The following is a 12,621-nucleotide window of genomic DNA, read 5'->3' as shown; positions in this document are numbered from 1 at the left end:
ACTATCAACTGGAAACGAACAACAAACAATTATAAATATGTATTTAGAAATAGTAACTCCAGAAGCAATATTATTTAGTGGCGAAGTAACTTCAGTTGCTGTACCAGGAATAAATGGAGAGTTTCAGATGTTAGATAATCACGCACCTATTGTTTCTTTATTAGGAAAAGGAGATGTAAAAGTGTATGGCGAGATGAATCTAGAAGAAGAAGTTGCTGATAAATTCACTAAAGGTGGAAACGGAGCAACACTACTTTCTATTACTTCGGGAACTATCGAAATGAAAGATAATAAGGTTATTGTACTTGCTGATTAGTTAGATTAAAACAATAACTTAATTAAGGTTTTTTTATTATATATTTAATCCCTATTAAATTATTAGTAGGGATTTTTTTATGCTTTTGAATAAATCATTTCCACATTCAATATCTTTTAGATACCATTTTTTGATCGCTGCCATTCTAGGCATAATAGTGGTCTTTATTATTGTTTTTCTACATCCATTAGGGTCTAATAATTTTACAAGCCCTTTTAAAACCCTCTACTTTACAGGGTATGGAATTATTGTGTTTTTTACATATTTGATTGCCGTAATTTTTTCTAATAGATATTACTCACGTTTCAAAATCTGGAAATGGACAGAAGAACTGATTTTTTGCTTATTTTTTGTAATTATCGCTGTTATAATTGCTTTTTTCTACACAGAAGTGATTATCAATAAAAAACCAGAACGACTTACTTTAACTTTATTTTTAAACTGGTTTAAAATGGTATTTCTCGGATTTGGTGTACTCATATTTGTAGTCACAGTTTTCTTGAGGAACTATTACAAATCGATGAATAATGTGATATCAGAAAAGAAAGAACCTGTAGAACAATCAAAAATTAGGTTGAAAGGCACTTTAAAAAAGGAGTTGTTTTCTGTAGAAGAAACATCTATCGTTTATGTCAGGTCTGAAGATAATTATGTGTATATATATTATGTAGAAGAAGAATTATTGAAAGAGAAAATGCTTAGAAACACTTTAACAAATGTAGAAAAACAGCTCTCATCTCTAGTCAAAGCACATAGATCGTATTTAATAAATCCAGATTTTATTATTTTATTAAAAGGAAATGCTCAAAATGCAAAGCTTCAGTTAAAAAATGTTGAAGGTTATATTCCCGTATCAAAGACATACTTTACATCTGTAAAAAGCACTATTAATTAGCCAAAAAATAATAGTATTTCACCCCAAAATGTATTTGTTTACCACAAAAAATAAGTAGCGATAACTTTCTTTTTTTTCAGAATACAGAGTTCTTTTCATTTGTGTCATTAATTAAAAATTACACTTATGAAAAAAATAGTAAAAACAATAAAATGGTTGATGATAACCATTATTTCTATTCTCATTGTAGCTGTTTTGTGGATTCGATTTTCGAGATTTACTGATACAATGATATACAAAACTAATGGTCTTACATATGATAGTTTTCAAACCGAATATACTCATCAAGAATATTATTATGAGATAGATAAAAATGTAAAGATTCATGCAGTGCTTTTTAAGCCAGATTCTACTACTGCCCCTATAGGAACGATTATACATTATTCAGGAAAAGGAATACATTTAATGTCATCTCAGAAATATTATAAATCAATATTAGATAAGGGGTTTCAGGTATTTAGTTTTGAGCGAAGAAATTTTGGAAAATCTACAGGAACAGCAGATAATTCTGTACAACTAAAAAAAGATGCTCTTTATGTTTTTGATAAAATAACAAAGCATAAAGATGTTGTAGATACCCCTATCATTATTTGGGGACAATCATTAGGAGGTGCTTTTGCAATAATGAATGCAGCAGAAAGACAAGAGAAAATTAATGGTCTCATTGTAGAAGGTACGTTTAGTTCCTTTCCTGATATCGGAAAAGTTTATGCAAATGCATTACATATGGAAAACTTTAAAGCATTTGTACCTTTGTTAATGAATAATGATTTTCCTGCAGAAAAAGAAATCAAAAAAATCAAAAAACCTGTATTGGTAATACATAGTCATAATGATGAACAAGTTCCATATAAATTGGGTGAAAAACTATATGAATCTTCAAATAAAGATAATACAGAATTTTGGAAAATAAAGGGCAAGCATATTAAAGCACTATTTGATTACGAAAAAGAATACATAGATAAATTTCTGGAAATGATTAATAATTAAGTGAGAGTTAATCTAAATCATTGATTTTTAGATAAAATTATGTTAAACAGCCTTTTTTGGTAAAAAGGTTTTATACTTTTCCAGAGCATATTAATCACTCTAATGTTAAAACCTTACATATGATTCAAAGACTGATCACCTTTGTAGTTATACTAAGCACCTCATTGATTTCTGCTCAGAAAAAAACATTGACTCATGCTGACTACGATTTATGGAAAAATATTACTGATGTTAAAGTATCAGATAAAGGGAAATTAATTGTATCTACTATCGAAACCAATACCAAAAGAGGAGACGGCTATATAGAGATATATAATACTCAAAATAAAACTAAATTTAAGTATTCTAATGGATATGATACTTCAATATCCTCAGATGAAAACTATGTAGTTTTTAAGAAAAGACCAAAATATCAACTTACCAGAACAGAGAAAAAGAAAGAAATAAAAAAAGAAGATAGAACTAAAGACGCATTGTTTATCTATGATGTAAAAAATAATGCTATTTATGATTCTATCTTAAGAGTGAAAAAATATAAAATACCTAAAAAGCAAGAAGGTTGGTTGGTTGTTGAAAGTTTTAAAAAAGTAAAAAAGAGGAAAGGGAAAAAAAGTTTATCCGACCAAAAGAACGATAGTATAGACAACAATGCTCCAATGGCATTTAAACAGAATTATGCTTTGGTTTATAATCTAAAAACAAAACAAAAAGATACGATTCATCAAATAAAAGATTTTATTCTACCCGAGAAAGGAAAGACATTTTATTATACGTTAAAAAATAAAAAAGATAAACAAAAGGATATTGGAGTCTATGAGTATCACTTAACATCTGGATTAAAAATTGCTATTGATACTACAAAATATATTTATGATAAACTGGCAGTATATAAAGATGGAAATCAATTTGTTTACCTATCTGCAGTCGATTCTACAGCAATAGACTCCTTAAGATTTGAGATGTATTATTATAAAAATAAGAAGCTGCAAAAGCTTGTAGGTGTAACCGATAAAAACCTTAGAGAAAACTGGGAATTGAGTAAAGATCAAACACCTTTTTTCTCTGATAATGGAAATAGGTTATATTTTTACTCAAAGCCAAAAGTAGTATACTCAAAAGATACTACATTATTAAAAGATGAAATACCACAGGTAGATGTTTGGAACTGGCAGGATAAATTGATTCAACCAGAACAGAAATCAAAGTTCGAGCAACTTAATAAAAAGGCATTTTTATCATACTATAATACCAAATCTAACCAGTATGTTCATATTCAGGACCATACTATCGAAACACTTAATTTTGATAAAAATAAACAACAGCAATATATAATAGGGGCAACAACATCCCCATATGATATAATGCGTTCATGGGATTATCCATGGACAAAAGATTATTATGTGATTAATACCAATACAGGAAATAAACATTTGATTCTTAAGAACAAAGGAAGACAACCTATTCTTTCTCCAGATGGACAATATGCATTGCATTATGATATGAAAGAAAAACATTGGTTTTCGATTGATTTACCTGCTTTGAAAAAAACAAACCTTACCAAAGAGTTGGATGTAGCATTTTATGATGAAGATGATGATCACCCTTCATTACCCTTTCCTTACGGCTTTGGTGGATTTGATTCAAAAGGAAATGCATTGATTTATGATAAGTTTGATATTTGGCGAGTTGCTCTTTCTGGGAAAGAAAAACCAATAAATCTTACGCAAAATGGAAGGAAAAACAATGTTGAGTATAGAACAGAAATGTTGGATCCTGAACAAAAAAACAAAGCAACATATTGTAATAAAGAATTGCTAATTACCAGTTTTGATAAGATGACAAAAGCTTCGGGCTTATATACTTTGCGAAAAGGAAAATTGATTGAAAAAATCAGACCTTCAGAGTTCCGTATTAGCTCATATAAAAAAGCAAAGAATGCCGAAGTGTATAGCTATAGAAAACAAAACTTCACTACATTTTCTGATCTTTATGTAACTACAAATACATTTCAAAATTCTGATAGAATAACAGTAGTAAACCAACATCAAAAAGATTTTAAATGGGGAACTGCAGAGTTGTTTTCATGGAAAACATATGATGGTAAAAAACTTGAAGGCATTATTTATAAACCCGAAGATTTTGACCCTTCTAAACAGTATCCTTTGATCACTTATTTTTATGAAAAACGATCTGATAGCTATCACAGTTATCATATGCCCAGGCCTAGTGCATCTATTGTAAACCCATCTTATTTGGTAAGTAATGATTATATTATGTTTGTTCCTGATATCGTGTATGACGAAGGTAAACCAGGGGCCAGCGCATATAATTGTATCGTCTCGGGAGTAGAAGCTTTAGAAGAATTAGGGTATATAGATAGAGATAATATAGGAATACAAGGGCAAAGCTGGGGTGGATATCAGGTGGCATATCTGGTAACCGTTACTAATAAGTTTAAAGCAGCTATGGCAGGTGCTCCTGTGAGTAATATGACTTCTGCTTATGGAGGAATTAGATGGAAATCGGGATTGAGTAGAGCATTTCAATACGAAAGAACACAAAGTAGATTAGGTAAAAATCTATGGGACGGATTTGATCTTTATATTGAAAACTCACCTCTTTTTGGTATTCCTAAAATAGAAACTCCATTATTAATGATGCATAATGACAACGATGGAGCGGTACCTTATTATCAAGGTATAGAAATGTTTATGGGAATGCGTAGATTACAAAAACCTGTATGGCTGTTGGTCTATAATGAGGAAGCTCATAATCTGAAAAAAGTAAAAAACAAGCAGGACCTTTCTATCAGAATGATGCAGTTTTTTGATTATTATTTAAAAGGTGAGCCTGCTCCTAAATGGATGACCAAAGGTGTGCCCAGAGTACAAAAGGGAAAAGACTTAGGCTATGATTTAGAAAATACACGAACATCTAGTATTATGCCCAGTTCCAATGAATAAGATGCCATTCTACACCATCAGACTCATGAGTAATTAATGTTTTAAAACCAATAGCATAATGTGCTTGTAAAGAACGTAAATTATTTGAAGCTACTTCGGTGATTAAGAGATCGTATTTGTCTTGTAATTCGGTTTTCATAGTTTGATACAGGCCTCTAAAAATCCCTTGTTTACGATAGGCTTTATCAACACATACTTGTCCCATTATTACGTAGGATGTCGAAGGATCTATATAATTTTCGATGACAGTAAACATGGGTTTTAATAGTTCTATATCATCTTTAAAATCTTTTAACATGCACAATGTATATCCAACTACTTTATCACCATCCTTAGCAATGATATGAGGTTGTTTATTATTCATTTTTCTTAGAATATCAAGATCATGTTGTACAGAAACAAAACCCTCTTTTTCTTTTTCTGTTTGAGAAATTGAAATGGGTAGGTTATTGCGCTGAAGCACTAAAATCTGTTGTAATTCTGTTTCAGAACTAATAACAGTGTACGTTATATTCATGGTGTTATTATTTAGCTTTTAACCAGTTTTTGCGTTTATTTATAGCTTCTTTACTAGCATTTTGCAGTAATTTGGTTTCAATATCAGGATGCGCAGTAAAAGCCATTTCAGTTTTTACTTCTACACCTAACCTTTTGTAGGTTATCGCTACCTTTTCGCCAGGGGTGTATTTTTTTAGTACCTCAGATAATTGTTTTTCATCTGTAATAACGTCTTCATTTATTCTTAGAATAACATCATCTTTATCTAATCCCGTTATGTAAGCCGGAGATCCCTTTTTGGGATAATCAGAGATAAAAGCATGGTTGCTTTTAAACATTATGGGTACCCCAGCAAAATAAACCTTTTTAGGATTGTTAACGATTGAAATTCCAAAATTAGCAAATAGAGTTTTATAATCAGGTATCTGACTGTTATTGATATATCTAGTAAAGAACTCATTAGCAAATGCCTCTCCTGTGTATTCCCGTAGTGTAGTTAACAGATCTTCTTCTGTGTATGGGATTTCTGCCTTTCCGTATTTTTGCCAAACAAGTTTCATATAGTCATCTAGAGTAAGATAATCTTTATAATTTCTTAGGGATAAATCCAGTGCTAACCCTAGCATACTGCCATAAGAATAGTAAGAGATAAATGTATTTCCTCTATTTACAGGATCTACGGATGTTGCGGCATCTACAAAAGGAGCCTGGTAGCTCATCTCTGTAGGATTAAAATAGGCTCTGGCAGGAGAATTCCAAACATAATTATAAGACCTGGCTAGTCCTTCGATATATTTTTCCTGACTTATGATACCTGCTCTGCACAAAATTAATCCAGTATAATAACTTGTAAATCCTTCTGCAAACCATAATTCTCCAGACATATTAGAGGCTTCAAAATTAAAAGGCTCTAATGTTTTTGGCCGTATACGTTCTACATTCCAGGCATGAAAAAATTCATGAGAAACAGTTCCTATATTTCTGTCCATTCCTTCTTTGGCAAGACTACGAGTACTGGTCAGAATGGTAGAGTTTCTATGTTCCATACCGTCGCCAGACACATTAGGCATATAACAAGCCAAAAAAGTATAGGTTCTGTTGTCAAATTCTGGATATTCTCCAAACACTTCTTTTTCTTGTAGTACTATTTTTTTGACTTTCTCAAAATAAGTAGAAGCTTCTTCTTCGGTTCCCAAGTGATGTAATGCAAATTGTATGGTATATTCTGAACCCTTAGACTGAACCGTAAATGCTTTTAACGAGTGATTACTGATCTCTACAGGGCTATCCATAAAATACTGTAGATTAGGAGCTGTATATTTATGATTTCCAACAGGAAAAAGCTGTGTGGCAATTTTCCAGTTTAGATCTTTTCTGGGATCAAAAGTTACTTCTACGACTCTGTCTTTTAATGCAGGAGCAAACATAAAAGTAGCAGGAATATTAAGATGTGCATGGGTTTCATCAATTTGAGAATACGTCCCGTCTCCCCGATCTGCAAATAGCGTATAAGATACTTTAATGGTACCATCATGACCAGAAATATCCCATTGATGAGGATTAGAGCGGGTAACCATAACTTTTTTACCTCGACTATCTGTAACTTTTACATCATATACATTCTTGGCAAATTCATGTAGAGCATATCTGCCGGGTGATGTTCTGCTCATTCGTAAAGAAATAGTGTCTGTTTTTAGATCAGAAAATGTAGCTTGTATTTTAGCTTCGTGATGAACAGCATTTTCAAAAGATATATGATATTGGTTTTTTGACTGAGAGAAATTGAATTGAACACATAGTATTACAATTAATAACTGTACTAGTTTCATTGTGATTTGTTTATGATTTATGTGTGAAATGATGATGAAACTCAAATATAGGTATTATACCATATGAATAAGAAAAAATGCTAAGTTTTATGTTTGAATTTGTATTCATTAAAAATCTGACTGTTTGTAAGATGTATTTGTTTTATTTTTGAAATCATTATGCGACTTCCAGAAAAACTTTATAAAAAACTTAAAAATAGAGAGGGTAGTAATGCACTTCGTACACTTTCTGTACAGAAGAATCTAATCGATTTTTCATCTAATGATTACCTGGGATTTGCGTCTTCAAAAACTATTTTTGAAGGAGCACATCAATTATTGCTTGAAAAAACAATACAAAAAAACGGAGCGACAGGTTCTCGTTTACTCTCAGGAAATCATAAACTATACGTAGAAACCGAAAAAATACTTGCAGATTTTCATAATGCCGAAGAGGCTTTGATTTTTAATTCTGGGTATGATGCCAATGTTGGTTTTTTTTCTGCAGTACCACAACGGGGAGATGTTGTTTTTTATGATGAGCTAATTCACGCCTCCATTAGAGATGGGATGCAGATGAGTAATGCAAAGTCTTATAAATTCAAGCATAATGATATAGAAAATCTAAAGTTTCAGGTCGAACGAAATCGAAATGAGAGTAACGATCAGGAAATATATATCGTTACAGAGTCGGTTTTTTCAATGGATGGTGATTCCCCGGATTTAAAATCGTTAATCGCATTTTGTCAGAAATATAATTACCATCTTGTTGTAGATGAAGCTCATGCAACCGGTGTATTTGGTGACAATGGTGTAGGGTTACTCCAGGAATTAGGAGTAGAAGATCGGGTTTTTGCAAGGATCAATACTTTTGGTAAGGCTTTAGGCTGTCACGGTGCAGTGATTTTAGGCTCAAATGATTTAAAGAGATACCTAGTGAACTTTTGTAGGAGTTTTATATACACCACCGGATTACCACCACATTCTATTGCAACAATCCAAATGGTATATGAAGAACTTCAGCGTACATCAGAAATTGAAAAACTTATCGAGAATATTACTTTTTTTACGCAAGAGCTTAAATCCAAAAATCTAACATCAAGATTTATCAAAAGTGATTCTGCAATACACGGCTGTATTATTTCAGGGAATGAAAATGTGAAAAAAATAGCAAACGAGATTCAGAAAAAAGGATTTGATGTCAAACCGATTTTGTCACCTACCGTGCCACAAGGTAAAGAACGATTGCGATTTTGTTTACATTCTTATAATTCTAAAGAAGAAATCTCGGAAGTCTTAGAACTACTTGCTACTTTTGTACACATATGAGCGAAACATTTAAAACTGTTGCAGTTTTTCAATATTCGGCAGAAGCATTGATTATCAAAGGAAGAATAGAATCAGAAGGAATCCAGGTTTTTACTATGGATATGCATACTATCGATACTGATCCTTTGGTTAGTAATGCTATCGGAGGCGTTAAATTGAGAGTAAAAGCAGAAGACGAACAGAAAGCACTTCAGATTATAGAAAGTATACAAAAATATGCTATAGATGATCAGGGAGAATCTATTTGTTGCCCAAAATGTAATGGAGAAAAAATAGTTCTGGATTCAACGATTGACAGTTTTAAAAATCTAGTTCTTTTTCTTTTGTTTCTATTACCAATTAATAAAAAAACAAAATATAGATGTGAGGACTGTAATCACAAATTTTATTTAAAATGAATAAAAAAATATTCGTTACCGGAATAGGCACAGAAGTAGGCAAAACGATAGCCTCGGCAGTTGTGGTAGAGGCACTGAAGGCTGATTACTTTAAACCAATACAGGCAGGAGATTTAGAATATTCGGATACCGATAAAGTACAAGAGTTGGTGTCTAATTCGAAATCTGAATTTCATAGCAATAGCTATGCGTTAAAAACACCTATGAGTCCACATGCTGCGGCAGAAATTGATGAGATTTCTATTGAACTCGATAAAATAACACTTCCCAAAACCAATAATGATTTGGTTATTGAAGGTGCCGGAGGACTTTTGGTACCATTAAACAATACCAATACCATCCTGGATCTAATACAATCTGATTACCATGTTATCGTAGTTTCCAGACATTATTTGGGGAGTATTAATCATACTTTAATGACTATCCAGATTTTAAAAGAAAAAGGGTTTAATGTGTCTATTATTTTTAATGGGGAAGAGCACAAAACTACCGAAAGTATCATAAAAAAAATGGCAGGAGTCTCTGTTATAGGAAGAATTGACAATGAACCTTATTTTGATAAAATGGTGGTTTCAGAATATGCAGAATTGTTTAGGGATCAATTACAATCACTTTAATATTTACTAAAAAATCTTCGCTTTCGCGGAAGCGACACTTATATGACTTTAAAAGAAAGAGATAAAAAACATCTTTGGCATCCGCTTACCCAACATAAAATACATCCTGAAGCATTGCCAATTATAAAAGCAAAAGGAGCTTTGCTTTATGACGAAGATGAGAATATATATATCGATGGGATTGCATCGTGGTATACTGCTATGTATGGTCATTGTAATGATTATATTTTAGAGAAAGTGCAACATCAAATGCAGCAGCTGGATCAGATTGTATTTGCCGGGTTTACACATGAGCCTGCTATAAAATTATCTGAAGAATTAATTAAAATATTACCAGATAATCAGGAAAAGATATTCTTTTCTGATAATGGTTCTACAGCCAATGAAGTAGGGATTAAAATGGCGCTACAGTACCATTTTAATAGAGGAGAAAAAAGAAATACAATTATTGCTTTTGAAGATGGTTTTCATGGAGATACTTTTGGGGCGATGTCTGCCTCTGGATTATCGGTTTACAATGGTCCTTTTGAAGATTTTTTTATAAATGTTAAACGTATTCCTACTCCAAATTTTGAAAATATTGATAGCGTTATAAAAGAATTACAAGAATGTATTGCAACTCATGAAGTAGCTGCTTTTATATATGAGCCATTGGTACAGGGAGCCAATGCCATGCATATGTACGAAGCGAGATATCTGGATCAAATTCTCTCTATTTGTAAAGACAATACAATAATTACCATAGCAGATGAGGTAATGACAGGTTTCGGAAAAACCGGAAAAACATTTGCTTCTGATCATATAGAAACCAAACCAGATATTATTTCGATGTCTAAATCTTTAACAGCAGGTTTCGTGCCTATGGCAGTAACAAGTTGTACTCAGGAAATCTATGATGCTTTTCTTGATGATTCGATTGGTAAAGCCTTTTTTCATGCGCATACCTATTCTGCTAATCCTATAGCCTGCTCAGTAGCTCTTGCGGCGATAGAACTGTTAGAAAGCGAAGAAATCCAAAATAGTATTAACAGAATAACAATGTCTCACAAAGATTTTGATACTAAAATCAAAAACCACCCAAAAATTAAAAGAACCAGGCAGACAGGAGTGATTTATGCCCTGGATCTGGATATCGAGATGGATCGTTATGGTAAAAAACGATACGAGATATTTGACTATTTTATGAAAAATGGTGTAGCATTGAGGCCATTAGGAAGCACAGTTTATATGCTACCCCCGTATGTAATTACTCAGGAACAGTTACAGAAAGTATATGCTACTATTGTCGAGTTATTAGAAAATGTTTAATTCTTTAATCGGTCTTTTACAGAAGATACAAACCTATCTTTATCGTCAATGAAAAATGCTATCGTTGTATATGTCTTTTTCATTCCATAAAGTCCAGAAAACATATTTTCTTTTTTCAAAGTGATTAGCATATTATGACTTTCTAACTCACCAAGCGGGGATAATTTTATAGTCTTAGCATCAAATTCGATTTCTTTGTTTGTAATTTCGATAGATGCTATGTTATTAATGTCTATTGTAGTTTCACTTAGGATACCATAGCGTAGATGTAAGATATTATCTTCTATGGTAATAGGTCTTTTAATAATAGATTTTAGGAAACCAAAGATTTGGATACTAGAGTATACACTTAATATACTTGCAATCCATGCTGCAATTACACTCCATTTTAATAAAAGAATATGTAACACATAGGTTTCAACACCAATGATTACAATTAGTGCCGCTAATAAAGAAATAGTTCCGCTGTTTTTGTGATAGGTAAATTCATTTTCTGCTAGGATTCTTTTTTTCCAGGATACGAACCCATAATAGAATACTGCAACCTCCATAGCAAGAAATATTGAAATTTTACCAGGTACGATTTCACTACAAGTTTCCTTTAATGCAGAAAAAAAATCTAATTCTTGTTTCGCATTTACTTTATATCGTTGTATGGTTTGACGAACTTTATAAAATACAAAAACACCTACACCCAGCTCAACAAAAGGAAAAATCCAGTTTTTTGCCCAATTTAGTGTAGACTGATGTTCTTGTGGAATTATATAAGAAGCGATAACCATTCCCAGAATAAAAAAAGGAACGATAGTAGTTTTAGGAATATTTCTCTTTTTGATTAATACAAAATAAACAATAGGTATCGTAAAAAGTAGATCAAGAGTAATACCGATTGATAATGCACTGGTATTTGAAGTAAAAATTTGTGATTTGGTGATCAAAATCACAGATAAAATAAGAAGTACAGGTACTCCAAACACTACTAAATTACTATGGGTTTTCGTTGTCATATTCATTTTGTTGATATCCTAATAAATCAATTTGTTCATCGGTTTCATCAATGATCACATACATTTCTTTGTACGTCCATCGGTCATTTTGTTTAGTACCTACAACATATAATTGTGCTTCGCCTTTTGGTCCTTTTATAGGAATTGATATATCTGCAGATCCTGTGTTGTTTTTATAAGAAAGATTACCATTCATTATACCATTAGTCTCTATAGGTTCTCCCAGGATATTTACTACATATTCATCTTCATTTACTTTAAAAAGAGCATCCTGATAAGGAGCAGATTCGGTAATTAATTCACTTACACCAAATATCAGAGAGCCTAAAAAAACAAAAAATAAAACAATTAGAGTAAGACATCCTCCCACAGGAACTGCCCAGCCCCAATTTCTGGCAAACCAACTTTTTTGTTGTATATGATCTTCCATAATTTTTATCATTATATCCTATAAAGATAAGTATCTAAAATGTGTTTTTTGTTACTAAAATC

The 12,621-nt window shown here is 31.9% G+C and carries 12 protein-coding genes; 8 read left to right on the top strand and 4 right to left on the bottom strand.

Features of this window, described 5'->3' with window-relative positions; translation table 11 throughout:
- The first annotated feature begins 37 nt into the window (after positions 1-37).
- The 4 genes from ATO12_RS05455 (at position 38) to ATO12_RS05440 (ending at position 5,164) form a co-directional block, all read left to right on the top strand.
- Positions 38-316 carry a F0F1 ATP synthase subunit epsilon gene (locus ATO12_RS05455; RefSeq protein WP_025664517.1) on the top strand — a complete coding sequence of 93 codons (279 nt, stop codon included), beginning with the start codon at positions 38-40 and terminating at the stop codon, positions 314-316.
- A 130-nt stretch (positions 317-446) separates the two neighbouring features.
- Entirely contained in the window at positions 447-1,211 is a 765-nt protein-coding gene (locus ATO12_RS05450; RefSeq protein ID WP_165583338.1) for a LytTR family DNA-binding domain-containing protein, read from the top strand.
- A 126-nt stretch (positions 1,212-1,337) separates the two neighbouring features.
- Positions 1,338-2,201 (top strand): alpha/beta hydrolase, encoded by an 864-nt coding sequence (locus ATO12_RS05445; protein WP_034239841.1) that lies wholly within the window; start codon positions 1,338-1,340, stop codon positions 2,199-2,201.
- Positions 2,202-2,320: 119 nt separating this feature from the next.
- On the top strand, positions 2,321-5,164 hold the full coding sequence (locus ATO12_RS05440; RefSeq protein WP_131248777.1) for an alpha/beta hydrolase family protein: 2,844 nt from the start codon (positions 2,321-2,323) through the stop codon (positions 5,162-5,164).
- Here ATO12_RS05440 and ATO12_RS05435 read toward each other — a convergent pair.
- Both ATO12_RS05435 and ATO12_RS05430 read right to left on the bottom strand, forming a co-directional pair.
- On the bottom strand, positions 5,142-5,681 hold the full coding sequence (locus tag ATO12_RS05435) for a GNAT family N-acetyltransferase (RefSeq protein WP_034239838.1): 540 nt from the start codon (positions 5,679-5,681) through the stop codon (positions 5,142-5,144). The two genes, ATO12_RS05440 and ATO12_RS05435, sit on opposite strands and share 23 nt — an antisense overlap.
- 7 nt (positions 5,682-5,688) lie before the next feature.
- Positions 5,689-7,491 carry a M61 family metallopeptidase gene (locus ATO12_RS05430; RefSeq protein WP_034239836.1) on the bottom strand — a complete coding sequence of 601 codons (1,803 nt, stop codon included), beginning with the start codon at positions 7,489-7,491 and terminating at the stop codon, positions 5,689-5,691.
- A 159-nt stretch (positions 7,492-7,650) separates the two neighbouring features.
- Between ATO12_RS05430 and ATO12_RS05425 the strand changes: the two genes are divergently transcribed.
- Genes ATO12_RS05425 through bioA form a run of 4 tightly spaced genes read left to right on the top strand, consistent with a single transcriptional unit; the run spans position 7,651 to position 11,122 of the window.
- Positions 7,651-8,799, top strand: coding sequence for an aminotransferase class I/II-fold pyridoxal phosphate-dependent enzyme (locus ATO12_RS05425; RefSeq protein ID WP_034239833.1), 1,149 nt, complete (start codon positions 7,651-7,653; stop codon positions 8,797-8,799).
- Positions 8,796-9,197 carry a putative signal transducing protein gene (locus ATO12_RS05420; protein WP_034239830.1) on the top strand — a complete coding sequence of 134 codons (402 nt, stop codon included), beginning with the start codon at positions 8,796-8,798 and terminating at the stop codon, positions 9,195-9,197. The genes ATO12_RS05425 and ATO12_RS05420 overlap by 4 nt, the downstream gene beginning before the upstream one ends.
- Complete coding sequence (gene bioD, locus ATO12_RS05415; protein WP_034239828.1) at positions 9,194-9,814, top strand: dethiobiotin synthase; 621 nt, start codon at positions 9,194-9,196, stop codon at positions 9,812-9,814. Before ATO12_RS05420 ends, bioD begins: the two co-directional genes overlap by 4 nt.
- Positions 9,815-9,856: 42 nt before the next feature.
- Positions 9,857-11,122: an adenosylmethionine--8-amino-7-oxononanoate transaminase gene (gene bioA / locus ATO12_RS05410; RefSeq protein ID WP_034239826.1), complete on the top strand. Its 1,266-nt coding sequence runs from the start codon at positions 9,857-9,859 to the stop codon at positions 11,120-11,122.
- Here the strand turns inward: bioA and ATO12_RS05405 are convergent.
- On the bottom strand, positions 11,119-12,129 hold the full coding sequence (locus tag ATO12_RS05405) for a hypothetical protein (RefSeq protein ID WP_240486099.1): 1,011 nt from the start codon (positions 12,127-12,129) through the stop codon (positions 11,119-11,121). The genes bioA and ATO12_RS05405 overlap by 4 nt on opposite strands.
- Positions 12,110-12,559 carry a cytochrome c oxidase assembly factor Coa1 family protein gene (locus tag ATO12_RS05400; RefSeq protein WP_034239821.1) on the bottom strand — a complete coding sequence of 150 codons (450 nt, stop codon included), beginning with the start codon at positions 12,557-12,559 and terminating at the stop codon, positions 12,110-12,112. Before ATO12_RS05400 ends, ATO12_RS05405 begins: the two co-directional genes overlap by 20 nt.
- Positions 12,560-12,621: the final 62 nt, after the last annotated feature.

The sequence above is a fragment of the Aquimarina atlantica genome (genome assembly GCF_000626715.1).
GTDB lineage: Bacteria > Bacteroidota > Bacteroidia > Flavobacteriales > Flavobacteriaceae > Aquimarina > Aquimarina atlantica.
The sequence above is the reverse complement of the archived record's forward strand: the minus strand, read 5'-3'. Positions and strand labels throughout refer to the sequence as shown.